We start from the raw sequence: 25,940 nt of genomic DNA on the forward strand, positions 1-25,940 counted from the left end.
CCCGGGGGGGGGGGGGGGGGGCGGGGGGGGGGGGGGGCCGGGGGGGGGGCCCGGGGGCCCCGGGGGGGGGGGCCCCCCCGGGGGCCCCCCCCCGGGGGGGGGGGCCCGCCCCGGGGGCGGAGCCTCACCCCGTCGGCGGGTGGCTGCCCCTCACCCCACCGACGAGTAGGCGACCACGCCCCGCAGCAGCTGGTCGACGGCCTTGCGCGCGGTCTTCGCCACGGTCGAGCCGTCCGCCGCGGGAGCCGCCGCCGAGATCTGCCCCAGCACGTCGATGACCTGCTTGCACCACCGCACGAAGTCCCCGGCCGGCATCTCCGCCTCCCGCAGCACCTCGTCGAGTCCCTTCCCGGAAGCCCACATGTACGCGGCCCAGGCGAAGCCCAGATCGGGCTCGCGCTGCCCGACCCCCTCCGTCTGGTTGATCCGGAACTCCTCCTCCACGGCGTCCAGCCGGCCCCAGATCCGCACCATCTCCCCGAGGGCGGCCTTCGCCTTGCCGGAGGGCAGCTTGGGCGCCACCGCGTCGTCGCCGACCCGCGCCTCGTACACCAACGCCGAGACGCAGGCGGCGAGTTCCGCGGGAGCCAGCCCCTCCCAGACGCCGGCCCGCAGGCACTCGCTCGCCAGGAGGTCCAGCTCGCCGTACAACCGGGCCAGCCGCCTGCCGTGTTCGGTCACGTCGTCGCCGCGCAGGTAGTCCAGTTCGGTCAGCAGGGCCACGATCCGGTCGAAGGTGCGCGCGATGGTGTTCGTACGGCCCTCGATGCGGCGCTCCAGCTGCGAGGTGTCGCGCAGCAGCCGGTGGTAGCGCTCGGCCCAGCGGGCGTGGTCCTCCCGCTCGGCGCAGCCGTGACAGGGGTGCGCGCGCAGCGCGGTGCGCAGCCGGGCGATCTCCCGGTCGTCGGCGGCCTGCGACCGCTTCTTGCGGGCCCGCTCCGGCGGGATGTGCCCGGCCTTGCTGCGCAGCGCGGAGGCCAGGTCCCGGCGGGACTGCGGCGAGCGCGGGTTGAACGTCTTCGGGATCCGCATCCGCTCCAGCGGCTCGACCGGCACCGGGAAGTCCATCGACGCGAGCCGCTTGACCTGCCGCTCGGCGGTGAGCACGAGCGGGCGCGGCCCGTCGTGGTGGTCGAAGCCGCGGTGGCCGTTGGACCGCCCGGCGGGCAGACCGGGGTCGAGCACCAGTGCCAGGCCCGCGTACTTGCCGGTCGGGACGTGGATGACGTCCCCGGGCTTGAGCCTCTCCAGCGCCACGGCCGCCTCGGCCCGCCGCTGGGTGGCGCCCTGCCGGGCCAGCTCGGTCTCGCGGTCCTTGAGCTCGCGACGCAGCCGCGCGTACTCCTCGAAGTCGCCGAGGTGGCAGGTCATGGAGGCCTTGTAGCCCTCCAGGCCCTCCTCGTTGCGCTGCACCTGCCGGGAGATGCCGACCACCGACCGGTCGGCCTGGAACTGGGCGAACGACGTCTCCAGCAGCTCCCGCGACCGGTGCCGCCCGAACTGCTCGACGAGGTTGACCGCCATGTTGTACGACGGCTTGAAGCTGGAGCGCAGCGGGTACGTGCGCGTGCCGGCGAGGCCGGCCACCTGGTCGGGGTTCATGCCGCGCTGCCACAGCACGACGGCGTGCCCCTCGACGTCGATGCCGCGCCGCCCGGCGCGCCCGGTCAGCTGGGTGTACTCGCCGGGGGTGATGTCGGCGTGCTGCTCGCCGTTCCACTTGACGAGCTTCTCCAGCACCACCGAACGGGCCGGCATGTTGATGCCCAGGGCGAGGGTCTCGGTCGCGAAGACGGCCTTGACCAGTCCGCGCACGAACAGCTCCTCGACGACCTCCTTGAAGGTCGGCAGCATGCCGGCGTGGTGGGCCGCGATGCCCCGCTCCAGGCCCTCCAGCCACTCGTAGTAGCCGAGGACGTGCAGGTCCTCGCGGGGGATGGAGGCGGTGCGCTCCTCGACCAGGGCACGGACCTCCTGCCGGGCCTCGTCGTCGTTCAGCCGCAGTCCGGCGTACAGGCACTGCTGGACGGCGGCCTCGCAGGCGGCGCGGCTGAAGATGAAGGTGATGGCGGGCAGCAGGCCCTCGGCGTCGAGGCGCTCGATCACCTCGGGCCGTCCCGGCGTCCACACCCGGGACCGCTGGCGGCGCTCGCGCTCGCGGTCGGCCTCCCGCATCCGTCCGCGCCGGCGGTCCTGGTACGACGGCCTGCTCGCCTCCATGCGCGCCAGACGCGCGAGGTCGGGGTTGACGGCCCGGCGCTGGTTCTCGCCCTCCTCGAACAGGTCGTACATCCGCCGTCCGGCGAGCACGTGCTGGAACAGCGGTACGGGCCGGTGCTCGGAGACGATCACCTCGGTGTCGCCGCGGACGGTGTCGAGCCAGTCGCCGAACTCCTCGGCGTTGGAGACGGTCGCGGAGAGCGAGACGAGGGTGACCGACGCGGGGAGGTGGATGATCACCTCTTCCCAGACGGCGCCGCGGAAGCGGTCGGAGAGGTAGTGCACCTCGTCCATCACCACGTACCCGAGGCCGAGGAGGGTCTGCGAACCGGCGTACAGCATGTTCCGCAGCACCTCGGTGGTCATCACGACCACCGGCGCCTCGGAGTTGACGCTGTTGTCGCCGGTGAGCAGGCCGACCTTGTCGGCGCCGTAGCGGCGGCACAGGTCGGAGTACTTCTGGTTGGACAGCGCCTTGATGGGCGTGGTGTAGAAGCACTTCTTGCCCTGCTGGAGGGCGAGGTGGACGGCGAACTCGCCCACGATCGTCTTGCCCGAGCCGGTGGGCGCGGCCACCAGGACGCCCTTGCCCGCCTCGAGTGCCCGACAGGCCTCGATCTGGAAGGGGTCGAGGCCGAAGTCGTACATCTCGCGGAAGGCGGCGAGCGCGGTGGCCTGCTCGGCAGCGCGCCTGCGCGCAGCCGCGTACCGCTCGGCCGGTGAGAGGTCCTCTGTCATCGTGCTTTCGAGCGTACCGGGAGCCACGGACAACAGGACGATCATTATCCCGATCCGGGTCCGCGAAACCTGCGGTCCGCCCAGTTCAGGGGCGTCAGGGGCCTACGATGCGTACCGCCGCGGGCACGCAGCGCACGGTCAGCGGCAGCGGGCCCAGCGGTTCCCCGTCGGCGTACCCGGTGACGTCCGCGGCCGCGAGCCGGACGCTCACCGCCCGGTGCACGGTGATCTCGGGGCGGTCGACGTGCGTCCCCCGGTACACCCGGGGGAACACCCGCAGCAGCGTCCCCCGCCCGCAGGCCCCGACCACGGTCACGTCGAGCAGTCCGTCGGTGAGGTCGGCACCGGGGCACATCCGCATGCCGCCGCCGTAGGACGGCCCGTTGCCGACGGCGACGAGGGTCGCCTCGACCTCCCGTACGGCGCCGTCGTCGAGGGTGATCCGGTACGGGAGCGGACGCAGGGCCGTCAGTTCGGCGAGCATCGCCAGGTCGTAGCGGGCGCGTCCGGCGGGCCATCGCATCCGGTCGCCCCGGTCGTTGACGCGGGAGTCGAAGCCGGAGGCGAGGACGGTGCCGAACCAGCGGTCGCCCGCCTGCCCGAGGTCCACGTCGCGGATCCGGCCCGCCCGGAGGGCGTCGGCGACCAGGCGGCCCGCGGCGGCGGGGTCGCCGAGGGGCAGGCCCAGGGCGCGCGCGAAGTCGTTGCCGGTGCCGACGGGGACGACGCCGAGGGGGGTGCGGGTGCCGGCGACCGCCTGGAGGGCGAGGTGGACCAGTCCGTCGCCGCCGACGGCGACCAGGGCGTCGGTGCCCTCCGCGACGGCGGCACGCGCGCGTGCGAGGGCCTCCTCGGCGCTCCGCCCGTGGACCGTGCGCACCGAGCAGCCGGCCGCCCGCAACGCGGAAGCGGCCGGCAGCGCCGCGCGGGCGCCCCGGCCGCGGCCCGCGGTGGGGTTGACGAAGAGGGTGATCTCGCTGGTCACGCAGGTGACCTTACGAGTCCCGCCGCCGATCTCAGGTCACGTCGTCATAACCGTTGACCCGTTCCGTGGTGGCCTGCTCGGGCAGCGCACGGCTCGCGCTCACCGCCTCGACCTCGCCGATGTCCTCGGGGGTGAGGTCCAGCTCGGAGGCCTCATCGTCGGCCGGGGCCAGGGCGTCGCGACGGCGCCTGCCGCGGTCGTTCAGCAGCGAGAAGGCGACCGCGCCGAAGTACAGGATCCAGATCGGTCCGGCGAGGGCCAGCATCGAGATGGGGTCGGTACTGGGCGTGGCGATCGCGGCGAACACCGTGATGCCGATGATCATGGCGCGCCACCAGCCGAGCATGCGCTTGCCGGTGATGACGCCGGTCAGGTTGAGCATGATCAGCAGGAGCGGCAGCTCGAAGGAGAGCCCGAAGACCACGACCATGCGCGTGACCAGCTGGAGCAGGTCGTCCAGCGGCAGGAGGTTGCTCACGCCGCCGGGAGTGAAGTCGATCAGCACCTTGGCGGTGGTCGGCAGCACCATGTAGGCGAAGTAGCCGCCGCCCAGGAAGAGCGGGACGCCCGTGCCGACGAACGCGTAGGCGTACTTGCGCTCGTGCTTGTGCAGGCCCGGCGCGACGAAGGCCCACAGCTGGTAGAGCCAGACCGGCGAGGCGAACACGACACCGGCCATCAGGGAGACCTGGAGGGCGAGCGTGAACGGTGTGAGCAGACCGTTGATCGTGATGCTCGCGCACTTGTTGGCGTCGTCGCCGTCCTTCAGCGCGTTCGCGATCTGCTCGAAGGTCTTCCCGCAGCCGACCGAGTCGAGGATCGGCTTGGTCAGGAAGTTGATGATGTCGTTGTAGAAGAAGGCGGCGACGACCGTCACGACGACGATGGCGAGCAACGCCTTCGCGAGCCGGTTGCGAAGCTCACGGAGGTGTTCCGCGAGGGGCATCCGCCCCTCGGGGTCCTTCTCCTTCTTGCGGGCAGGCTTGAGCAACCCACGTTCCCATCTCGTGCGGCGGGCCGGGAGTCACCGGCCCTGCGTCAGCGCTTGGTCGTGTCCGTCGGCTCGGTGACCGGGCGCGAGCTGCTCACGTCGCCGGGGGCGGCCTGGATCGTGCGCTGAGCGGGGGGCTGCTCGCCGTTGTTCGGCGGGCCGGCCGGGGTGGCCGTGCTGCTGCCCTCTTCCTTCATCGCCTTGGCCTCGCTCTTGAGGATGCGTGCGGACTTGCCGAGCGAGCGGGCCATGTCCGGAAGCTTCTTCGCGCCGAACAGCAGGATGATGACGACGAGGATGAGAATGATCTCGGGGGCGCCGAGCCTTCCGAACATAAGTCTTTACCTTCTCACCGAGGCGGCTGTGGTGGGGTGCTGTCCGACCGGTCGGACGTTTGTCCGAACGATCGTCTTGGCAGCGATCGTAACGCTCAGGGGTAAACGTGAGGCAATCCCCGTGCGTACTCCCGGTCAGCGATCCGGGCCTCGTTCTCCGGTCCGCGACCAGCAGCGTACCTGTCCGCACCGCCGGGGCGGGAGGGTGAAGTGGCCCAAAACGCGTACGGCGCAGGACTCACAGGCACGTCACGGCGGACCTCACAGCGCGTCCACAGCCCGGGCCGCGCCGGCCGCCGCCCGCTCCAGGTCCTCGGCCGCCCTGTTGATGCGGCGCGTGGAGTCCGCGACCTGCCGCCCCAGTCGCTGGGCCTCCAGGAAGACCCGGACGGCGAACACAGCGAGGACGGCGAGACCCAGGAAACCCACGGCTACCGCGAACATCGGCCAGAACATGACGCCGAGCCTAGACCCTTCCTCCCGCGCCCAGGGCTCCGGCCTGGTCCGGGGAAAGACCCGGGAGGGGCGCGTGCAGCCGCAGGGTCCGCACACCGCCGCCGATGAGCAGCTCGACGATCCGTTCCCCGGCCGGCTTGCGCACGGCGGACCCGCAGTCGGGGCAGGTGAAGGAGTAGAAGGTGGTGCGGCTCGTGGCCCCGATGGCCAGCCGCAGGGCGCCGGCGGCGAGCTCGAACCGGCCCCGGCACTCCGGGCAGCCGGCCCTGAACACCACCGGAGCCGCACTCCTCATCCCCGCGAACGCGGAGGCCACCGAGACGCCCCGCGCACCGGACGCCGCCGACTCGCTCAAAGCCTCTGCTCCCGCCCGTCGAACTGCCCGTCCCGCTGCCCGCCGCCCGTACCGGCGGGCCCGCCGGCGGGCTCACCGCCCTGCCGGGAGACCGGCCCGCCGGGTGCTCCCGCGGTCCCGGCCGGGGCCGCGGGGCCGGCCGGCGGGGCGCCGCCCGGCCGGGCCGCCTCCGCCTCCATGCCGTCGTAGGCCGCCAGGGCCTCGCGGGCGGCGCGGCGGGCGCTGTCGGCGAGGTCCGGCGGGGAGACGATCCGGCCGTCGCGGCCGAGGCGCAGGGCAAGGCGGCGCAGTGAGGCCGGGTCGGGGGTGCGCAGGGTGATGCGCAGACCGCCGTCGGGAAGTTCGTCGGCGCTGTCGTGGGGGTAGTACTCGGCGACCCAGCGGCCGCCCGGGCCGACCTCGACCACGACCTCCGGGTCCTCGGCGGCCGGCTGGACCAGCCCCTCCGACAGGTCCCGCAGCTCCACCTCCGGCGGCGCGGACGGCTCGTCGAGGATCCTGATCTCGGCGACCCGGTCGAGCCGGAAGGTGCGGCGCGCCTCGGAGCGGCGGCACCACGCCTCCACGTACGTGTGCCCGACGCTGACCAGGCGGATGGGGTCGATCTCGCGCTCGGTGACCTCGTCGCGCGCGGGCGAGTAGTAGCGGATCCACAGCCGGCGCCGTTCGGAGATCGCCCGGTCGACGTCGGCGAAGACACCGCCCTCGGACTCGAAGGTCACCGAGAGGCGGGAGCTGGCGCCCGCCGCCTCGCCGGCCGCGGCCTCCACCTTCGCGGTGGCGCGCAGCAGCGCCTGGCGGTCGCCCTCGCGCAGGCCCGGCAGCGTCGCCACGGCCCGGGCGGCGACCAGCAGGGCCGTCGCCTCGTCGGCGGCCAGCCGCAGCGGCTCGGCGGCGTCCGCGCCGAGGGCGGCCGGGTTGTGCCACCAGATGCGCTCGCCGTCGGTGTCGATGTCGAGCAGATCACCGCCGCGGAAGCTGGTGCCGCACATGGGCAGCACGTCGAGGTCGGAGACCAGCTCGTCCTCGGTGATCCCGAAGGCGCGCGCCACGTCCTCGATGCGCGCCCCGGGCCGCTCCCGCAGGTACGTCACCAGGGAGAGCATCCGCCGGGTCTGGTCGATCGCGTTCGCCGGCCTGACCGGTTTGCCTGCCACTGTGTTGCTCGCTCCCCCTCAGCCCTTGGCCACGGCACGCAGCCGGTCCACGACGTCGGCCCGCAGCTCGGCGGGCTCCAGGACCACCACGTCCGGCCCGAACTCCACCAGCCAGGCGTCCAGTCCGTGCCCGTACGGAATCTCCAACTCGTCCCAGCCGTCGCCGAGTTCCCGCACCGCCGTGGCCTTCGCCCGCAGGGGGTACCCGGCGTCCGCGCGCAGCCGGATCAGCGCGCTGCGGTCGGCGGTCTCCCCCGCCCAGCCGGCGACGGTCTCGCGGACGGTGACGACGTCGGGGACCGGGGCGGTGAAGCGGCCGCCGCGCGAACGCACCTTGCCGGTGATCCGGGACAGCCGGAAGACCCGCTCGGCGCCCCGGTCGCGGTCGAAGCCCGCCAGGTACCAGTGACCGCGCCAGCACTCCAGCGCCCACGGCTCGACGTGCCGCGGCTCGGGGTGGGCGGCGTTGGCCTTGCGGTAGTCGAAGGCGACCGGGCGGCGGTCGCGGCAGGCCAGCATCAGCGGCTCGAAGGCGGCCTCGTGCACCGGGATGCGCGGCTCGAGGGCGCCGTGGGCCTCGTACGGGTCCACGTCCTCCGGCAGTCCGGCCGCGCGCAGCTTCTGGAGCGCGCCGCTCGCCGCGCCGGCGAGCCGGGCCTGCTGCCACACCTTGGCGGCCAGCCCCAGCGCGGCGGCCTCCTCGGCATCGAGCGTGATGGGCGGCAGACGGTTGCTGTCCCGGCGGGCGAGGTAGCCGACCTCGCCGTCGAGGCTCTCCACGGTCTCGATGACCAGGCCGAGCTCCCGCAGGTCGTCCTTGTCCCGTTCGAACATCCGGTTGAAGGAGTCGTCGGAGCCGGCCGTCCCCCGGTCCGGTCCGAAGGTCTCGACGTACGCCTCGATGGACTCGCGCAGCTCACGCTTGCTGAGCGGCCGCCGCGTCCCGAGCAGACACAACGCCAGGTTCATCAGCCGCTCGGCCTTGGCAATGGCCATCGACGCCCTTCGCCTTCCTCATGGTCCTTCTGCCGGACGACCGTACCGCTCCGCGGCGCCCCGGCAAAAGCGGAGGGCCCACGCCCGGACAGGCATGGGCCCCAGGTGGTCGGGACCGGTCGCGCGACGATCAGCCAGGGTCTGGCGTACGACGAGCGCCCGGACCGTGCCTCCGGCGGTCAGACCCCGAGCAGGTCGACCACGAAGATCAGCGTCTCACCGGGCTTGATCGCCGGGGTCGGGCTCTGGTCGCCGTAGGCGAGGTGGGCCGGGATGGTCAGCTGGCGGCGGCCGCCGACCTTCATGCCCTGCACGCCCTGGTCCCAGCCCTTGATGACGCGGCCCGCGCCCAGCGGGAAGCGGAACGGGGCGCCGCGGTTCCAGCTGGCGTCGAACTCCTCACCGGTGCTGAAGGCAACACCGACGTAGTGCACGGTGACGGTCTGGCCCGCCTGCGCCACCTCGCCGTCGCCCTCCCAGATGTCCTTGATCTCGAGGTCCGCCGGGGGCTCGCCGCCCGGGAAGTCGATCTCGGGCTTGTCGATGCTCACGTCTGTAGCTCCTGCTTGTTCTCGATGAGGCAACGTGCACAGTCTTACACCCGGGAAGGCGTCATGCCGTCCCGAGGATGTCCACCGAGAAGACCATCGTGGAGTCCTTCTTGATCTCGCCGCCGGCCGGCGGCTGGTCGCCGTACCCCAGGTCCGGCGGGATGACGATGACGACCCGGCTGCCGACCTTCTTGCCGGCCAGGCCCTGGCCCCAGCCCTTGACGACCTGCGAGAGCGAGAACGACGTCGGCGCGTTGCGGCTGTAGCTGGAGTCGAACTCCTTGCCGGTGTCCCAGACGACGCCCTTGTACTGCACCACCACGCTGCCGCCCGCCGCGACCTCCTCGCCGTCGCCCTCGATGACGTAGTTCGCCACGAGCTTCTTCGGCGGGTCGGTCTTGGGGACCTTGATGTCGGGCGCCTTGCCGTCGGTGTTGGTGCCGACCGTCGGCAGGGCCGCGTCGGTCTGCGGGACGGCCTTGCCCTGGGCGGAGCTCGTGGCGGTGAACGTGCCGTACAGGTCCGCCACGAACACCATGGTGTCGGTGCCCCCGATGCCCGCCTGGGCGTTGCCCTCCTTGCCGTAGCCCCAGGTCGGCGGCACGGAGAACTCCACCCGGCTGCCGACCTTCTTCCCCGTCAGCGCGTACCGCCAGCCGTCGATGATGCCGCTCGGGGAGAGCTGGGCGAGGAAGGGCGTCTTGCGGTCGTAGGAGTTGTCGAAGACCTTCGCGGTGGCCCAGATCTGGCCGAGGTAGTGGGCCCAGACGAAGTCGTTCTCCGCGACGGTCCGGCCGCCGCCCGCGATGACCGTCCGCACCGCGAGCTGGTCGGACGGCTCGCCGCTGCCCTTGGCGACCGTCGGCTTCTCACCGAACTTCGTGCCCGCCGTGATGGCCGGCAGCGGCCCGTCGACGATCTTGGGCGGCGGGGCGGCGGAAGCCTCCGACGCGGAGGGCGACCCGCTGCCGTCCGCCGCGTTCGACGAGTCGGACGTGTCGTCGCCGCACGCGGCGAGCGTGACCAGTCCTGCGGGGACGGCGGCGAGAAACAGTGAGCGTCGGCGCACGGTGGGGGCCTCGTAATCGGTCGATCGTCCTGATGGCGTGCGCGCAACTCTACGGCGTGAGAAGGGCGCCGTACGGGAAACGTACGGCGCCCGTGTTGCGTTCCGTCGTTCACCGGAACGCGTGGCTCACATTCCGGCGATCAGCTTCTCCACCCGGTCGTCCACCGACCGGAACGGGTCCTTGCACAACACGGTGCGCTGTGCCTGGTCGTTGAGCTTCAGGTGCACCCAGTCGACGGTGAAGTCCCTGCGCTGCTCCTGGGCGCGGCGGATGAAGTCGCCGCGCAGGCGGGCGCGAGTGGTCTGCGGGGGGACCGACTTGCCCTCGAAGATCTTCAAGTCGTTGCAGATCCGGGTGGCTTGGCCCTTCTTCTCCAGCAGGTAGTACAGGCCACGACGACGGTGGATGTCGTGGTAGGCGAGGTCTATCTGCGCCACGCGCGGATGCGACATCGTCATGTTGTGCTTGGCCCGGTACCGCTCGATGAGCTTGTACTTCATCACCCAGTCGATCTCGGTGCCGATGCGGTCGAGGTCCTCGGTCTCGATCGCGTCCAGGGTGCGGCCCCACAGCTCCAGGACCTGCTCCACGGTACCGGTGCGGATGCCCCGGCGCTCGCAGAAGTCCACGGCCTTCTCGTAGTACTCGCGCTGCACCTCCAGCGCGGACGCCTCCCGGCCGCTGGCCAGGCGCACCTTGCGCCGTCCGGTGATGTCGTGGCTGACCTCGCGGATCGCCCGGATCGGGTTCTCCAGGGTGAGGTCGCGCATCACGGTGCCCGCCTCGATCATGCGCAGCACCAGGTCGGTGGCGCCGACCTTGAGCAGCATGGTCGTCTCGGACATGTTGGAGTCGCCCACGATGACGTGCAGCCGGCGGTAGCGCTCGGCGTCCGCGTGCGGCTCGTCGCGCGTGTTGATGATGGGCCGCGAGCGGGTGGTCGCCGAGGAGACCCCCTCCCAGATGTGCTCGGCCCGCTGGCTGACGCAGTAGACGGCCCCGCGGGGCGTCTGCAGCACCTTGCCCGCGCCGCACAGCAGCTGGCGGGTCACCAGGAAGGGAATGAGGATGTCCGCCAGCCGGGAGAACTCCCCGTGCCGGGCCACCAGGTAGTTCTCGTGGCACCCGTAGGAGTTGCCCGCCGAGTCGGTGTTGTTCTTGAAGAGGTAGACGTCGCCCGCGATTCCCTCCTCGTGCAGGCGTCGTTCCGCGTCCACCAGGAGTCCCTCGAGAATGCGCTCGCCGGCCTTGTCGTGGGTGACCAGTTCGATCACGTTGTCACATTCGGGTGTCGCGTATTCCGGATGCGATCCCACGTCGAGATAGAGGCGGGCGCCGTTGCGCAGAAAGACATTGCTGCTTCGGCCCCATGACACGACACGGCGGAAGAGGTACCGCGCCACCTCGTCAGGCGACAGGCGGCGCTGTCCCCTGAACGTGCACGTGACGCCGTACTCGTTCTCCAGCCCGAAAATGCGGCGGTCCATGACTGAACATTACGCCCGATCCCCGGAACTGAAACGGGGTTCGACGGCACGGTTCGGATCATTTTCCGATGAAGCCGCAACCACCCCGCTCCCGGCGGGAGCTGCGAGTACCCGCCCCGTGGCCAGCAGGACCACCAGCGCCACGGCGCCCGCCGCACCCGGCACGGCGAAGCCCCACACGGCCCCGCCCGCCTCGACCACCGGACCCGCCAGGCCCGTTCCCAGGGAGTGACCGACCGTGAACGTGGTCACCAGCCAGGAGAACGCCTCGGTGACCGTACCGCGCGGCGCGTGACGGTCGACGATGACGAAGGCGCAGGCGATGGCGGGCGCGAGGAACACCCCGGCGAGCGCCGTCAGCCCCACCATGGCCACCGCACCCGGCATCAGCGGCAGCGGCAGATAACACACCGCCAGAAAAGCCACCAGGACCCGCAGCCTCCGCTCGGGCACGCCGGGCCACGCCCGGGCCCCGTAGACCAGGCCCCCGACGAGCGCGCCCAGCCCCAGCGCCGCCATCAGCCAGCCGTAGACCGTGTCGCCGCCGTGATCGTCCGCGTAGGGCACCGCGGCGACGGTGATGGAGCCCAGCGCGATGCCGACGAACAGGAAGGCCGCCAGCAGGGCGAGCAGCCCGGCCGAGCGCAGCGCGCCGAGCCAGTGGGCCTCGCGCGGGGCGGAGCGCCACGCGCGCGAGGGCGGCGAGACGACCACCGTCAGCGCCCCGAGCACCCCGACGGCGTTCACCACCAGCAGGGCGGCCTGCGCCGACCACAGCGACACGCACAGGGTCACCAGCAGCGGCCCGACGGTGAACATCACCTCCTGCGCCACCGCGTCCATGGCGTACGCCGTGTGCACCTGGTCCTCGCGGCGCAGCACCGACGGCCACAGGGCCCGCAGACCGCCCTCCAGGGGCGGCGTGAAGAGCCCGGCGGCCGCCACGGCGGCGTGGGCGAGCGCGAGCGCGTCGACGCCGACGACGGCGAAGACCGCCATCGCGAGCGCCGAGGCGAGGGCGGCCGGCAGCTGCACGCGGGGCTGGCCGCGCAGGTCGACGAGGCGCCCGAGCACGGGCTGGCCCACGGCGTTGGCGACGCCGTAGACGGCCGCGAGAGCGCCCGCGAGGCTGTAGGTGCCGCCCTCGGCCCGCACGAACAGCACGATCGCGATGGCGGCCGTGGCATTGGGCAGCCGGCCCACCAGCGTGCCGGCGAGCAGCCGGGCGGCGTGCCTCGCCCTGAGGATCTCCAGGTATCCCGCGGCCAATGTCCCGCCTCCGTCGGCTCGGTCAGGGCGGTGCGCCACCCTCGGGTTTTACGTATAACTTCCCGTGTCATACGTACCATGTCCGCTGTTCACGAGTCCAGAGCACACGTCAGACGAAAGAGCAGGCCCACGGTGGCACGAGGTAGCACCCGCCCGACCAGCCGTGACGTCGCCCGGGCCGCAGGAGTGTCACAGGCCGCGGTCTCCCTGGTCCTCGGCGACAAATGGCGCGGCCGGGTCTCCCCGACCACGGCCGAACGCGTACGCGAGGCCGCACGGGAACTGGGCTACCGGCCCAACCTCGCCGCACGCAACCTGCGCCTCGGACACACCCGCACCGTCCTGCTCGTCGTCCCGGCACTCACCACCGAGTTCTTCGCCGGCGTCTACACCGGCGCGGCCCGCGTCGCCGCCGACCACGGCTTCGGCGTGGTGCTCTACCCCTCCCCCGAAGGCATCGGCCCCGCCCCCGACCCCTTCGCCTCCGCCCAGGCCGCCCTGGACGGCGTCATCGCCTCCTCCATGGCCGCCGACGCCCTCACCGCCATCCGCGGCGACCAGCTCCCCCTGGTCATGCTCGACAGCGACCCGTCCGGCAGCCTGGGCGCCGCCACGGTCAACCTGGACATCGCCGACGGCGCCCGCCAGATCGCCCACCACCTGCTCGCCCTCGGACACCGGCACTTCCTGCACCTGGCCGCGGACGTCCCCTCCTGGACGTTCGACGTACGCGCACGCGAGCTCACCGCACGGGTCCGCGCGGTGCCCGGCACCTCCCTCAGGACGGCGCACACCCCGATGTCCATCGAAGGCGCGCTGGCCGCCGCGGAAACCGCCCTGGACGCACCTGGCCCCCGCCCCACCGCCGTCGTCTGCGACGACGACAAACTGGCGGCCGGCGTCTACAAGGCCGCGAGACGACGGGGCCTGCGTGTCCCGGACGACCTCTCCGTCACGGGCGTCGACGACATCGCCCTGGCCACCGCCCTCGACCCCGAGCTGACCACCGTACGACTGGACGCCGAACTCTTCGGGGAACGGGGCATGCGAGCCCTCCTCGCCGTCCTGGAGGGCCGCACACCCACGGACGGCGACATTCCCGTCGAGCTCGTCGTCCGGGGCTCCACAGCGGCACCTGGCGCCTCCTGAACGCCAGGTGCCCCCGACCGCCGATACCGGCCGGGGGCACCCGCGCGCGAGAAGCGGAAACTACTCCTCGTCGGAGCTCTCGGCCTCCGTGGCCGCACCGCCGGACTCCAGCAGACGGGACAACTGACGGCCCACGATCCGCTTGAACTTCCGCGACTGCGGCCGCGTACGGTCCAGCACCGCCACCTCCAGGCGCTCCGCCGGAATCTCCCGCTGCGTGCCGTTGGTGTCGCGGGACAGCGCCTGCACGGCCAGCCTCAGCGCCTCGGCCAGACTCATGCCGTCCTGGTGCCGCTGGTCCAGGTAACTGCTGATCTGCTCGGCGTTCCCCCCGACCGCCACCGAACCGTGCTCGTCCACGATCGAACCGTCGTGCGGCAGCCGGTAGATCTGGTCCCCGTCCGGGGTCTCCCCGACCTCCGCCACGACCAGCTCCACCTCGTACGGCTTCTCCCCGGCCGACGAGAAGATCGTGCCGAGCGTCTGGGCGTAGACGTTCGCCAGACCACGGGCCGTGACGTCGTCCCGGTCGTAGGTGTAACCGCGCAGGTCGGCGTAGCGCACACCACCGATGCGGAGGTTCTCGTACTCGTTGTACTTGCCGGCGGCCGCGAAACCGATCCGGTCGTAGATCTCGCTGAACTTGTGCAGCGCCCGGGACGGGTTCTCGCCGACGAAGACGATGCCGTCGGCGTACTGCAGCACGACCAGGCTGCGACCACGGGCGATGCCCTTGCGCGCGTACTCCGCGCGGTCGGCCATCGCCTGCTGGGGTGAGACATAGAACGGCGTCGACACCGGTTATCCGTCCCTTTCTGTGGAAGTCACTCGATCACCATGCCCCGACGGGAGGCCCGCTACAGCAACGCGGCCCGCGGGCCGTCCGGCTGCTCCAGACGGCGCGCCAGCACCGACCGGGCGATCTCGGACGACTCGTCCTCGGTCAGCCGGCGGAAGCCGTCCTCGGTGATCACGGTGACGATCGGGTAGATCCGGCGCGCGACATCGGGACCACCCGTCGCCGAGTCGTCGTCCGCCGCGTCGTACAGGGCCTGCACCACGAGGGTCGTGGCCTGGTCCTCGGTCAGGTCGTCACGGAAGAGCTTCTTCATCGCACCGCGCGCGAAGATCGAACCCGACCCCGTCGCCGCGTAGCTCTGCTCCTCGGAACGACCGCCCGTGACGTCGTAGGAGAAGATCCGCCCCTTGCCCCGGTCCACGTCGTACCCGGCGAACAGGGGCACCACGGCCAGGCCCTGCAGGGCCATGCCGAGGTTGGACCGGATCATGGTCGACAGCCGGTTCGCCTTGCCCTCCAGCGACAGCTGCGCACCCTCGACCTTCTCGAAGTGCTCCAGCTCCAGCTGGAACAGCTTGACCATCTCGACGGCCAGACCGGCCGTGCCGGCGATGCCGACGGCCGAGTACTCGTCCGCCGGGAACACCTTCTCGATGTCCCGCTGCGCGATGACGTTGCCCATGGTGGCCCGCCGGTCACCGGCGAGCACCACGCCCCCGGGGAAGGTGACGGCCACGATCGTGGTGCCGTGCGGCGCCTCGATCACCCCCTGGGTGGGAGGCAGCTGCCGGTTGCCGGGGAGCAGCTCCGGCTGGTGCTCGGAGAGGAAGTCCATGAAGGACGAGGATCCAGGCGTCAGGAAGGCAGCTGGTAGACGCCCGGTGCTACGAGTGTTGGCTTCCACGAAGTTCCTTCCAGATAGGCGGCAGCCCGACGAACAGCGTCGGGATCGTCTCCCAACTTGCCGATGGCCGAATTGCAGTTGAAGCACAGTACGCCACGGACCTTACCCGTCCTGTGGCAGTGATCCACATGCACGGCCGGGGCTTTCAAACAGATCACGCAGAGCCCCATCTGGGACGCGATCATCTCGTCACGTTCCGCTTCGGTCATGCCGTACTGACGTTTGAGATGCCCCTGCCTGCCTCGCGCGGCTTTGCATGCCTTGCAGCACGTGGCGAGGCCGTCCGATGCCGTCGCGTTGCGATGCCACTCGCTGTGCGGCTTGATCTCCCCACAGCCACGACAGAACTTGTGCCCGTCAGGCGTCCCCACCCTGGGCCGGACGTTCTTGCCTTTGGCCAGCTGCCGAGCCTGGTGATAGGCCGCCCAGCACTCCCTGCAGTAGGCCTGCAACCCGTCACGGGCGGACTTGTTGCCAGCGAAGGCTGCTCGCGGCTTGAATTCCTTGCACCGCGAGCAACGCTTCACACTCTCTTCATTTGCCAACCCCGAGACCCCCGATACCTTCAAATCGAAGGCTACTCGCCGCCCTTCTGGACGAAGCTTCGAACGAAGTCCTCGGCGTTCTCCTCGAGTACATCGTCAATCTCGTCAAGAACGGAGTCGACGTCGTCGCTCAGCTTCTCGTGGCGCTCCTTGAGGTCCTCCGAAGCCTGCGCCTCCGCCGCCTGCTCCTCGACCTCCTCCGTGGAACGCGTGGCCTTCTGCTGTCCGCCGCCGGTGTCCTTGGTCGCCATTACCCTCACCCCGCTCAGTTCGCCAGACATGGGTCGACAGGTCGGCTTTCCTGCCGATCGGTGATGATCAGACCCTACAAGCCGGGTCCGACATCGGCCCCGCAGTTCGCCGAACGAACGGGGGCCACCTCGATGATTCCCGGGCGGCGGGGTTTCCACCCCGCTCGCCCGGGTCCGGCCGAGTACCCGCTCAGCCGCCGGACAAGACCCTGACCAGGTCTTCCGCCGTGCGGCAGCGGTCCAGCAGCTCCTTGACGTGATTTCGCGTTCCGCGAAGCGGTTCCAGGGTTGGGACGCGCTGGAGGCTGTCGCGGCCGGGCAGGTCGAAGATGACCGAGTCCCAGGAGGCCGCGGCGACATCGTCGGCGTACTGCTCCAGGCAGCGGCCGCGGAAGTAGGCGCGCGTGTCCTCCGGGGGCTTGGCCTTGGCCCGCTCCACCTCCGTCTCGTCCAGGAGCCGCTTCATGCGGCCGCGGGCCACCAGACGGTTGTAGAGGCCCTTCTCGGGCCGTACGTCGGCGTACTGGAGGTCGACGAGGTGGAGCCGGGCGGCGTCCCAGTCGACGCCGTCACGCCGCCGGTAGCCCTCCATGAGCTCCCGCTTGGCGACCCAGTCCAGTTCGCCGGCGAGGCTCATGGGGTCGTTCTCCAGGCGGGTGAGGGTGTCCTCCCAGCGCGCCAGGACGTCCTTGGTCTGTTCGTCGGCGTCGGCCCCGAAGCGCTCCTCCACGTACTTGCGCGCCAGCTCGAAGTACTCCATCTGGAGCTGGACCGCGGTGAGCGTGCGGCCGCTGCGCAGGGTGATCAGGCGTTTGAGGGTCGGGTCGTGCGAGACCTGGTGGAGGGTGCGCACGGGTTGGTCGACGGCCAGGTCCACGGCGATGAAGCCGTCCTCGATCATGGACAGGACCAGGGCGGTCGTGCCCAGTTTGAGGTAGGTCGAGATCTCGGAGAGGTTCGCGTCGCCGATGATCACGTGGAGGCGGCGGTACTTCTCGGCGTCGGCGTGCGGCTCGTCGCGGGTGTTGATGATCGGCCGTTTGAGGGTGGTCTCCAGGCCGACCTCGACCTCGAAGTAGTCCGCGCGCTGGCTGAGCTGGAAGCCGTGTTCGTGGCCGTCCTGTCCGATGCCGACGCGGCCCGCTCCGGCGAAGACCTGGCGGGAGACGAAGAAGGGCGTCAGGTGGCGCACGATGTCCGAGAAGGCGGTCTCCCGCTTCATCAGGTAGTTCTCGTGCGTGCCGTAGGAGGCGCCCTTGTTGTCGGTGTTGTTCTTGTAGAGGTGGATGGGCTGGGCGCCGGGGAGCGCGGCGGCCCGTTCGGCGGCCTCGGCCATGATCCGTTCGCCGGCTTTGTCCCAGAGGACGGCGTCGCGCGGGTTGGTGACCTCGGGGGCGCTGTACTCGGGGTGTGCGTGGTCGACGTAGAGGCGGGCGCCGTTGGTGAGGATCACGTTGGCGAGGCCGATGTCCTCGTCGGTGAGCTGGCTGGCGTCGGCGGTCTCGCGGGCGAGGTCGAAGCCTCGCGCGTCCCGGAGCGGGTTCTCCTCCTCGAAGTCCCAGCGGGCTCGGCGGGCCCGGTGCATCGCCGCCGCGTAGGCGTTGACGATCTGGGACGAGGTGAGCATGGCATTGGCATTGGGGTGGCCGGGGACGGAGATCCCGTACTCCGTCTCGATGCCCATTACTCGCCGTACGGTCATGCGGCCCTCCTTGCCCGGCGGCACCCTCGGTCGTGGGCGCCGCGCAGATACCGGTGGTGCTCCGGTGCGTGTGCGGTGCCCGTCCCCGCACTGCGCGACCCGGCGGTACGGAAGAGCCTAGAACGCCTCCGCGCTGGTGGGGAGATCATTTGCGTCATTGCCTGCTCCAGCCGTGGCCCGGAAAACAGCCGGCTGCGGGTACCCGGAACGGGCACCCGCAGCCGCCCTGGCTTTTACAGGTACTGTCCGGTGTTCGCCACCGTGTCGATGGAGCGTCCGGTGTCGGAGCCCTGCTTTCCGGTGATGAGGGTGCGGATGTAGACGATCCGTTCGCCCTTCTTTCCGGAGATGCGGGCCCAGTCGTCCGGGTTGGTGGTGTTGGGCAGGTCCTCGTTCTCCTTGAACTCGTCCACGCAGGCCTGGAGGAGGTGGGAGACGCGGAGGCCCTTCTGGTTCTTCTCGAGGAAGTCCTTGATCGCCATTTTCTTGGCGCGGCCCACGATGTTCTCGATCATGGCGCCGGAGTTGAAGTCCTTGAAGTAGAGGACTTCCTTGTCGCCGTTGGCGTAGGTGACTTCCAGGAAGCGGTTCTCCTCGGATTCGGCGTACATGTGTTCCACGGCCGTCTGGATCATGCTCTGGACGGTGGTGGTCTTGTCGCCGCTGTGCTCGCCGAGGTCGTCCGCGTGCAGCGGGAGGCGCTCGGTGAGGTACTTGCCGAAGATGTCCTTGGCCGCTTCGGCGTCCGGGCGCTCGATCTTGATCTTCACGTCCAGCCGGCCGGGCCGCAGGATGGCGGGGTCGATCATGTCCTCGCGGTTGGAGGCGCCGATCACGACCACGTTCTGCAGGCCTTCCACGCCGTCGATCTCGGCGAGCAGCTGCGGGACGATGGTGTTCTCCACGTCCGAGCTGACGCCGGAGCCGCGGGTGCGGAAGAGCGACTCCATCTCGTCGAAGAAGACGATCACGGGGGTGCCCTCGCTGGCCTTCTCGCGGGCACGCTGGAAGACGAGGCGGATCTGCCGCTCGGTCTCGCCGACGTACTTGTTGAGCAGCTCGGGGCCCTTGATGTTGAGGAAGAAGCTCTTGCCGGCGGCCTGGCCGGTGACCTCGGCGACCTTCTTGGCGAGCGAGTTGGCGACGGCCTTGGCGATCAGCGTCTTGCCGCAGCCGGGGGGGCCGTACAGCAGGACGCCCTTGGGCGGCCGCAGCTCGTGCTCCTTGAACAGGTCGGGGTAGAGGTACGGGAGCTCGACCGCGTCGCGGATGGCTTCGATCTGGCCGCCGAGGCCGCCGATCTGTTCGTAGCCGATGTCCGGGACCTCTTCGAGGACGAGTTCTTCGACCTCGCTCTTCGGGACGATCTCGTAGACGTAGCCGGAGCGGGGTTCGAGCAGCAGGGCGTCGCCGGGGCGGATGGTGACGTCCAGCAGCGGCTCGGCGAGCCGTACCACCCGTTCCTCGTCGGTGTGCCCGAGCACCAGGGCCCGCTCGCCGTCCTCGAGGATCTCCTTGAGGGTGACGATGTCCCCGACCCGCTCGAACTCCATGGCCTCGACCACGTTGAGCGCTTCGTTGAGCATCAGTTCCTGGCCGCGCCGGAGCTCCTCGAGCTCGACGCTGGGGCTGACGTTCACCCGGAGCTTGCGGCCGCCGGTGAAGATGTCGGCGGTGCCGTCCTCGTTCGCCGCGAGGAAGACGCCGAAGCCGGCCGGCGGCTGGGCGAGCCGGTCGACCTCCTCCTTGAGGGCCACGATCTGGTCGCGGGCCTCGCGGAGCGTGTTGGCGAGCCGCTCGTTCTGCGCGGACACGCCGGCCAGGTTGGTCTGCAGTTCGACGATCCGCTCTTCGAGAATCCTCGTGTGTCGCGGAGAGTCGGCGAGCTTGCGTCGCAGGACGGCGATCTCCTGCTCAAGGTAGGCGATCTGCCCGGCCGGGTCGTCGGACCCTCGTCCCGGGCGGATGCCGCGGTTCATGTCGTCGTCGTGGGCTGCCACGGTCCTCACCTCCTCCAAGGGGAGCTGGACGCTTCCAGACCCTACCTGGGTGGGTGTCGATTGAAACCCCTAGATCACAAAGACTGTCGGGGTGTGTCCGATCTTCACCCTTGCGCTCTCCCTCACGCCAGGGGAATACCCACCGAACATGATTGGAAAGCTGCCACAGGTAGGGTCGAAGTGTTCAACACCCGTCAGAGCCTGCATCGTTCCCGGGCGGCTCGGCACTAAACGGCAGGAGACATGACCGTGCAGCAGGAGGCCGGTGTCGGCGGCGAGGCGCTGGAGGTCTGGATCGATCAGGATCTCTGTACCGGCGACGGCATCTGCGCGCAGTACGCGCCGGAGGTGTTCGAGCTGGACATCGACGGTCTGGCGTACGTCAAGGGCTCGGACGACGAGCTTCTGCAGGACAGGGGGGCCACGACGCCGGTTCCGCTCCCGTTGTTGACGGACGTGGTGGACTCGGCGCGGGAGTGTCCCGGTGAGTGCATCCATGTGCGGAGGGTTTCGGACAGGGTGGAGGTCTACGGTCCGGACGCGGAGTGAGCGGACGCGTACGGCCTGTCAGGATTGTCTGATTTCTCACAGGTCTTGGGCGGCTCGCCTCAGACGCTGTGGGTGCCCGCGGGCGTCGAGCGGACGAACGCGTGGTCCTTCCACCGCCACTTGGCGCTGTCCTTGACGTCGGGGCAGCAACTGGGCACGTCGGCCGAGGAGTAGCCGAGGAACGTGGCGAGGACGGCTCCGTCGTCGACGGAGAGGGCCGTGACGGTGAGGCGGTCCTGGGGGTCGACGAGGGTGGCCACCACGCGCGCGTGGGCGGCGTCGGCGCCCCGGGTGAGGACGTAGACGCCGTCGGGCGGGGTGCCCATGGGGGCGTCGCAGTGGACCACGGCGACCGTCTCGGGGATGCCGTCGCCGTCCAGGTCCCCGGAAGCCTGTTTCTGCACGAGGGCCTTGACGCGGCCGCACTGGAGCGGGAAGTCGACGCCGGTGGTGGCGGGGGCGGCGGCCGCGGGGACGGACCCGGTCCGGGGGGCGGCGGGCTGGGCCGCCGTCGCCGGGTCGGGCTGGAGGACGGAGGAGAGGGCGACGACGCCGGCCACGGCGGTGGCGGTCGCCACCCACTGGATCGGCCGGGTGTGGGTGTGTGCCAGTTCCGGGACGGCGGATTGCACTAGGAGCGTCTCCTGTGAGGGCTGTGCCGGCGGGGGGTGGCCAGCATCGTGCCACACGTCACAGTGCGGGGGAACGGCGGGGTGCGGCAGATCGGACGGCGGGCGGGGCGGGCCGCGGGTGCGCGGGTGCCGGGTTGCCGGGAGCTCGTCCCAAGAGGGCGGCGCCGTGGTGGAGTTCCCGGGGGTTCCGGGAACTCCACCACGGTGCCGGTGCGTTGACCTCGGTGGGGGTCCGCCTCAGCGGCCCGCGCCCGCGTCGGCGTTGGGGCCCGCGTAGTCCTCGCCGTAGGCGCCCTTCGCCGGGCGGCGCCGGCGCATGGGCGGCTCGACGCCGTCCGCGAGACGGCGGGCGGTGAGGAGGAAGCCCGTGTGGCCGATCATGCGGTGGTCCGGGCGGACGGCCAGGCCCTCGATGTGCCAGTTGCGGATCATCGTCTCCCAGGCGGTCGGCTCGTTGAAGCAGCCGATCTCGCGGATGGACTCGACGGTCCGGGCGAGCTGGGTGGTGGTCGCGACGTAGCAGCACAGGATGCCGCCGGGGACGAGCGCCTTGGAGACGGCCTCCAGGCACTCCCAGGGGGCGAGCATGTCGAGGATGACGCGGTCGACGTCCGTGTCGGACAGGTTGTCCTGGAGGTCGCCGACGGTGAGCTGCCAGGCGGGGTGGGGGCCGCCGAAGTAGCGCTCCACGTTCTGCCGGGCGATCTCGGCGAAGTCCTCGCGACGCTCGTAGCTGTGCAGCATGCCCTGGTCGCCGATGGCGCGCAGCAGGAAGCTGCTGAGCGAGCCGGAGCCGACGCCGGCCTCGACGACGCGGGCGCCGGGGAAGATGTCGGCGAAGGCGAGGATCTGCCCCGCGTCCTTCGGGTAGACCACGGCGGCGCCGCGGGGCATGGACAGGACGTAGTCGGGGAGCAGGGGGCGCAGCGCGAGGTAGGCGACGTTCCCGGTGGTGCGGACAACGCTGCCCTCGGGTGCGCCGATCAGTTCGTCGTGCGGGAAGGAACCCTTGTGGGTGTGGAAGTTCTTCCCGGCCTCGAGCGTGAACGTGTAGTGGCGGCCCTTGGGGTCGGTCAGCTGAACCTGGTCCCCGACCTTGAAGGGCCCGCGCCTGCGGGCGGCACCGGTCGGTTCGGACATGTGAACAGCCTACCGGCGATTCCGGCGGCCGCCGACCACCGGGACCCGTCCTAGGAGGGCCGGGCCATCGCCTTCACGAAGGCGCGCTCGACGTCGGCCGCGGACAGCACTCCGTAGATCTCCCCGGTCTCCTCGACCACCAGGTACTCGGTGGCGGGGGTGGCGCGCAGGACGTCCAGGAGGTCCTCTCCGGCCAGCTCGGCGGAGACGCGCATGCCGTCGGTGAGATCCTGGGCGAGGCCGCTGACGGCGACCCAGGGGCGGCGGTGTTCGGGGACGCCGACGATGGCGGCCTCGCGGACCAGGGAGAGGGGTTCGCCGTGGGCGTCGACGACGACGAGGGCGCGGGCGCCGGCGTCGTTGGCGCGGCGCAGCGCCTCGGAGAGCGGGGTGTCGGACTCGACGGGGACGGCGCGGCGGGTGAGGTTGCGGGCGCGCAGTTCGGGGAGGTGTTCGCGCAGCCGGGCCATGCGCAGGCTGTTGCCGGCGCCGGTCCAGATGATGGCGGCGAGGATCGCGGCGAGCAGGGCGTCCATGACGGTGTCCATGCCGACGCTGTCCTCCGCGGACTCGCCGAGCATCCCGGACTGGGTCAGCAGGGGCAGTCCGATGAGGACGGAGACGGCGAGGGCGCGGCCCACCCAGGCGGCGGCGACGGTGCCGTTCATGGGCTTGCCGGTGATTTTCCAGACGACGGCGCGGAGCATGCGGCCGCCGTCGAGGGGGAGGCCGGGGAGCAGGTTGAAGACCGCCACGATGAGGTTGGAGATCATCAGGCCGGCCAGCAGGACGCCGGGGACCGTGCCGGGCTCGACGGGCTGCAGGGCGAGGTAGAAGAGGCCGGCGAGGACGAGGGAGAGCAGGGGGCCGACGAAGGCCAGCCAGAACTCCCGGCCCGGGGTCTCGGCCTCCTTCTCGATCTCGGAGACGCCGCCGAAGAACTGGAGCTGGATGCGGCGGACGGGGAGCTTGAAGCGGAGGGCGGCGACGGTGTGGGCGAGCTCGTGGACGAGGACGGACGCGTAGAAGGCGATCGCGAAGAAGAGCGAGACGAGGTACCGGGCGGCGCCGAGTTCGGGCAGCACGCGCTCGAGCTGGCCGCCGAACACCCAGGTGATCAGGGCGGCGACGAGGAACCAGCTGGGCGCCACGTAGACGGGGACGCCGAAGGGGCGTCCCATCAGCAGGCCGCCGCGGGACTCCGGGGGGCGCCGGGGCGGGCGGCCCTTGGCCGGGGGTCCGCCGAGGGCGGGAGGGGTGGTGTGGGCCCGGGGGCGGTCGGGGTGGGGGTCGGCGGGGGTGCCGGCCGCCGTGGCGGCGTCCGGGCCGGCGGGAGCGGTCGCGGGGGGTTCGGGCCGGGCCGCTTCCGTCCCGGCGGCCGTGGTGTCCGGGCCGGCCGCCGGGGAGCCGGGGCCGTTCGCGGTGGGGGCGTCGGGCCTGTTCGCGGGGGCGGAGCCGGACGCGGGGGCGTCGGGTCCGCCGGCGCCGTCCTCCCCCGCCCGGTTCCCGTTCGTCGTCCGCGCGGGGGTGTCGGCCGCGGGGGTCTCCTGCGCGGGGGCCCTCTCCGCGGGCGCCTCGGGCGGGGCCGGCTCGGCGGTCGGGGACGCAGGTGTCGGGGGTCGCTCGGCCGACTCGTCGCTGTCCGGCCGCGGCCGCCCGCTCCCGCCGCTTTCCACCACGGTGTCCCCTCGATTCGCAGCGTCTCCCGCTCCTGCCGGGCGGAAGGGTCTCGGCACCGATGGTATGCGTCCGTCGTGACGCGTTCCGCCCCGGCACCCCCTGCGTTTTCCCGGCCGTCGCGGTCCGGGCCAGGACTGGGTGACTGTCGGTGGCGGGCCGTAAGGTCGTGGGCATGGAGAGCAGCAGCGAGGCCGTCGCCGGGTCGGGCGACGGCGGTGTCGTGGAGGTCCCGCCGCGGGCGGGGGTGGCGGAGCGGGTCGCGGACGCCGGCGGGGGGACGTCCGCCGCCGTGGCGCCCTCGTCGCTCTCGCCCTCGCGCGCCGGTGACTTCATGCAGTGCCCGCTGCTGTACCGGTTCCGGGTGATCGACCGGCTGCCGGAGAAGCCGAGCGCCGCGGCCACCAAGGGGACGCTGGTGCACGCAGTCCTCGAGCGGCTGTTCGACGCCCCGGCGGCCGAGCGGACCGCGCCGCGGGCCAAGGCGCTCCTTCCCGGCCAGTGGGAACGGCTGCGCGAGTCCCGGCCGGAGGTCGTCGAGTTGTTCGCGGACGATCCGCGGGGGGAGCGGATGGCGGGCTGGCTGGCGGAGGCCGAGCAGCTGGTCGAGCGGTGGTTCACGCTGGAGGATCCGACCCGGCTGGAGCCGGCCGAGCGGGAGCTGTTCGTCGAGGCCGAGCTGGAGTCGGGACTGCGGCTGCGCGGGATCATCGACCGGGTCGACGTGGCCCCCACGGGCGAGGTGCGGATCGTCGACTACAAGACGGGCAAGGCGCCGAGGCCGGAGTACGCCGAAGGCGCGCTGTTCCAGATGAAGTTCTACGCTCTCGTCGTGTGGCGCCTGAAGAAGGTGGTCCCGCGCCGGCTGCAACTGGTGTACCTGGGCAGCGGGGACGTCCTGACGTACGACCCGGTCCTCGCCGACCTGGAGCGGGTCGAGCGCAAGCTGCTCGCGTTGTGGCAGGCGATCCGGCTGGCGACGGAGACGGGTGACTGGCGGCCGCGGCCGACGAAGCTGTGCGGCTGGTGCGATCACCAGGCCCACTGCCCGGAGTTCGGCGGCACTCCCCCGCCGTACCCGCTGCCGGTGCGGGCGGTGGACCCCGGGGGCGCGTGAGCCGTCGCGAGCGCCCCGCCGACGGACCGGGCCACGGGTCCGGGGCAGAATGGGGCCGGACTAGCGAAGGAGACTCACGTGGCCATCCGCGTCCTACTGGTCGACGACCAGCCGCTGCTGCGTACCGGCTTCCGGATGATCCTGGAGGCGGAGCAGGACATCGCGGTGGTCGGCGAGGCCGGTGACGGCCTCCAGGCCCTCGACCAGGTGCGGGCCCTCCAGCCCGACGTGGTTCTGATGGACATCCGCATGCCCCGTATGGACGGGGTCGAGGCGACCCGGCAGATCACCGGCCCCGGCCGCGACGGTCCGGCGAAGGTGCTGGTGCTGACGACCTTCGACCTCGACGAGTACGTGGTGGAGGCGCTGCGCGCCGGTGCCAGCGGCTTTCTGCTGAAGGACGCCCCGGCCGACGAGCTGGTGCAGGCGATCCGGGTGGTGGCCGCGGGCGAGGCGATGCTCGCGCCGAGCATCACGCGCCGGCTGCTCGACAAGTACGCCACGCATCTGCCGTCCGGCGACGAGCCGGTGCCGGACGCGCTGCACACGCTCACCGACCGCGAGGTCGAGGTGCTGAAGCTGGTGGCGCGGGGGCTGTCGAACGCCGAGATCGCCGCCGACCTCTTCGTCAGCGAGACCACCGTCAAGACGCACGTCGGGCATGTGCTGACCAAGCTGGGGCTGCGCGACCGGGTGCAGGCGGCGGTGTACGCCTACGAGAGCGGGCTGGTGCGTCCCGGCGCGCAGTAGACGCCCGCGCACGGCGCGGCGCGGAGGGCGTCCCGTCGCGCCGCCTCACGGGGCCGTGCGGCGGGACGTCCGGTTCCGCAGCGGCGGACGACGGTCACCAGGTCCACCGCCGCGA

25 protein-coding genes are annotated in these 25,940 nt (G+C 71.5%); 4 read left to right on the plus strand and 21 right to left on the minus strand.

Annotation, left to right across the window (positions count from 1 at the left end):
* Positions 1-150: 150 nt before the first annotated feature.
* The 12 genes from ACH4F6_RS19010 to ACH4F6_RS19065 form a co-directional block, all read right to left on the minus strand.
* On the minus strand, positions 151-3,003 hold the full coding sequence (locus ACH4F6_RS19010) for a DEAD/DEAH box helicase (RefSeq protein ID WP_397961355.1): 2,853 nt from the start codon (positions 3,001-3,003) through the stop codon (positions 151-153).
* Between the two features lie 49 nt (positions 3,004-3,052).
* Complete coding sequence (locus tag ACH4F6_RS19015; RefSeq protein ID WP_397961356.1) at positions 3,053-3,943, minus strand: diacylglycerol kinase; 891 nt, start codon at positions 3,941-3,943, stop codon at positions 3,053-3,055.
* Positions 3,944-3,974: 31 nt separating this feature from the next.
* Positions 3,975-4,934 (minus strand): twin-arginine translocase subunit TatC, encoded by a 960-nt coding sequence (gene tatC, locus ACH4F6_RS19020; protein ID WP_397961357.1) that lies wholly within the window; start codon positions 4,932-4,934, stop codon positions 3,975-3,977.
* Between the two features lie 47 nt (positions 4,935-4,981).
* The gene (gene tatA, locus ACH4F6_RS19025) at positions 4,982-5,269 is read right to left on the minus strand and encodes a Sec-independent protein translocase subunit TatA (RefSeq protein ID WP_397961358.1); all 288 of its coding nucleotides are present in this window, start codon (positions 5,267-5,269) and stop codon (positions 4,982-4,984) included.
* Between the two features lie 261 nt (positions 5,270-5,530).
* Positions 5,531-5,725 (minus strand): hypothetical protein, encoded by a 195-nt coding sequence (locus tag ACH4F6_RS19030; RefSeq protein WP_397961359.1) that lies wholly within the window; start codon positions 5,723-5,725, stop codon positions 5,531-5,533.
* Between the two features lie 10 nt (positions 5,726-5,735).
* Positions 5,736-6,080: a hypothetical protein gene (locus ACH4F6_RS19035; protein ID WP_397961360.1), complete on the minus strand. Its 345-nt coding sequence runs from the start codon at positions 6,078-6,080 to the stop codon at positions 5,736-5,738.
* Complete coding sequence (locus ACH4F6_RS19040; protein WP_397961361.1) at positions 6,077-7,237, minus strand: helix-turn-helix transcriptional regulator; 1,161 nt, start codon at positions 7,235-7,237, stop codon at positions 6,077-6,079. Before ACH4F6_RS19040 ends, ACH4F6_RS19035 begins: the two co-directional genes overlap by 4 nt.
* Positions 7,238-7,255: 18 nt before the next feature.
* A complete protein-coding gene (locus tag ACH4F6_RS19045; protein ID WP_397961362.1) occupies positions 7,256-8,233 on the minus strand; it encodes a helix-turn-helix transcriptional regulator in 978 nt (325 codons plus the stop codon).
* Positions 8,234-8,412: 179 nt separating this feature from the next.
* Positions 8,413-8,784: an FKBP-type peptidyl-prolyl cis-trans isomerase gene (locus ACH4F6_RS19050; protein ID WP_397961363.1), complete on the minus strand. Its 372-nt coding sequence runs from the start codon at positions 8,782-8,784 to the stop codon at positions 8,413-8,415.
* A gap of 61 nt (positions 8,785-8,845) precedes the next feature.
* Positions 8,846-9,853 (minus strand): FKBP-type peptidyl-prolyl cis-trans isomerase, encoded by a 1,008-nt coding sequence (locus ACH4F6_RS19055; RefSeq protein WP_397961364.1) that lies wholly within the window; start codon positions 9,851-9,853, stop codon positions 8,846-8,848.
* A 126-nt stretch (positions 9,854-9,979) separates the two neighbouring features.
* A complete protein-coding gene (gene pafA, locus ACH4F6_RS19060) occupies positions 9,980-11,341 on the minus strand; it encodes a Pup--protein ligase (protein WP_225076134.1) in 1,362 nt (453 codons plus the stop codon).
* Between the two features lie 9 nt (positions 11,342-11,350).
* Positions 11,351-12,610 carry an MFS transporter gene (locus ACH4F6_RS19065; protein WP_397961365.1) on the minus strand — a complete coding sequence of 420 codons (1,260 nt, stop codon included), beginning with the start codon at positions 12,608-12,610 and terminating at the stop codon, positions 11,351-11,353.
* A gap of 132 nt (positions 12,611-12,742) precedes the next feature.
* Here ACH4F6_RS19065 and ACH4F6_RS19070 point away from each other — a divergent pair, with 132 nt between their 5' ends.
* On the plus strand, positions 12,743-13,759 hold the full coding sequence (locus ACH4F6_RS19070; RefSeq protein WP_397961366.1) for a LacI family DNA-binding transcriptional regulator: 1,017 nt from the start codon (positions 12,743-12,745) through the stop codon (positions 13,757-13,759).
* Between the two features lie 60 nt (positions 13,760-13,819).
* Here ACH4F6_RS19070 and prcA read toward each other — a convergent pair whose 3' ends face one another.
* The 6 genes from prcA to arc all read right to left on the minus strand — a co-directional run bounded on the left by prcA (position 13,820) and on the right by arc (position 19,960).
* Entirely contained in the window at positions 13,820-14,557 is a 738-nt protein-coding gene (gene prcA / locus ACH4F6_RS19075) for a proteasome subunit alpha (protein ID WP_397961367.1), read from the minus strand.
* A 59-nt stretch (positions 14,558-14,616) separates the two neighbouring features.
* On the minus strand, positions 14,617-15,462 hold the full coding sequence (gene prcB / locus ACH4F6_RS19080) for a proteasome subunit beta (protein ID WP_397961368.1): 846 nt from the start codon (positions 15,460-15,462) through the stop codon (positions 14,617-14,619).
* The gene (locus ACH4F6_RS19085; protein WP_397961369.1) at positions 15,414-15,989 is read right to left on the minus strand and encodes an endonuclease VII domain-containing protein; all 576 of its coding nucleotides are present in this window, start codon (positions 15,987-15,989) and stop codon (positions 15,414-15,416) included. The genes prcB and ACH4F6_RS19085 overlap by 49 nt, the downstream gene beginning before the upstream one ends.
* Before the next feature lie 50 nt (positions 15,990-16,039).
* On the minus strand, positions 16,040-16,258 hold the full coding sequence (locus ACH4F6_RS19090; protein WP_031486664.1) for a ubiquitin-like protein Pup: 219 nt from the start codon (positions 16,256-16,258) through the stop codon (positions 16,040-16,042).
* 190 nt (positions 16,259-16,448) lie between these two features.
* Positions 16,449-17,960 (minus strand): depupylase/deamidase Dop, encoded by a 1,512-nt coding sequence (gene dop, locus ACH4F6_RS19095; protein ID WP_397961370.1) that lies wholly within the window; start codon positions 17,958-17,960, stop codon positions 16,449-16,451.
* A 233-nt stretch (positions 17,961-18,193) separates the two neighbouring features.
* Entirely contained in the window at positions 18,194-19,960 is a 1,767-nt protein-coding gene (gene arc / locus ACH4F6_RS19100) for a proteasome ATPase (RefSeq protein WP_397961371.1), read from the minus strand.
* A 243-nt stretch (positions 19,961-20,203) separates the two neighbouring features.
* On the opposite strand from arc, the gene ACH4F6_RS19105 reads away from it, so the two are divergent.
* Positions 20,204-20,509, plus strand: coding sequence for a ferredoxin (locus ACH4F6_RS19105; RefSeq protein ID WP_397961372.1), 306 nt, complete (start codon positions 20,204-20,206; stop codon positions 20,507-20,509).
* Between the two features lie 59 nt (positions 20,510-20,568).
* On the opposite strand, the gene ACH4F6_RS19110 is transcribed toward ACH4F6_RS19105, so the two are convergent.
* The 3 genes from ACH4F6_RS19110 to ACH4F6_RS19120 form a co-directional block, all read right to left on the minus strand.
* Positions 20,569-21,141: a hypothetical protein gene (locus ACH4F6_RS19110; protein WP_397961373.1), complete on the minus strand. Its 573-nt coding sequence runs from the start codon at positions 21,139-21,141 to the stop codon at positions 20,569-20,571.
* A 237-nt stretch (positions 21,142-21,378) separates the two neighbouring features.
* Positions 21,379-22,281, minus strand: coding sequence for a tRNA (adenine-N1)-methyltransferase (locus ACH4F6_RS19115; RefSeq protein WP_397961375.1), 903 nt, complete (start codon positions 22,279-22,281; stop codon positions 21,379-21,381).
* A 50-nt stretch (positions 22,282-22,331) separates the two neighbouring features.
* Entirely contained in the window at positions 22,332-23,960 is a 1,629-nt protein-coding gene (locus tag ACH4F6_RS19120) for a site-2 protease family protein (protein WP_397961376.1), read from the minus strand.
* Positions 23,961-24,133: 173 nt separating this feature from the next.
* Here ACH4F6_RS19120 and ACH4F6_RS19125 point away from each other — a divergent pair, with 173 nt between their 5' ends.
* Together ACH4F6_RS19125 and ACH4F6_RS19130 are read left to right on the plus strand one after the other, a co-directional pair.
* Positions 24,134-25,075, plus strand: coding sequence for a RecB family exonuclease (locus tag ACH4F6_RS19125; protein ID WP_397961377.1), 942 nt, complete (start codon positions 24,134-24,136; stop codon positions 25,073-25,075).
* 78 nt (positions 25,076-25,153) lie between these two features.
* A complete protein-coding gene (locus ACH4F6_RS19130) occupies positions 25,154-25,825 on the plus strand; it encodes a response regulator (protein ID WP_397961378.1) in 672 nt (223 codons plus the stop codon).
* Positions 25,826-25,940: the final 115 nt, after the last annotated feature.

The organism is Streptomyces sp. NPDC017936 (genome assembly GCF_044328485.1).
In the GTDB taxonomy this organism is placed as follows: domain Bacteria; phylum Actinomycetota; class Actinomycetes; order Streptomycetales; family Streptomycetaceae; genus Streptomyces.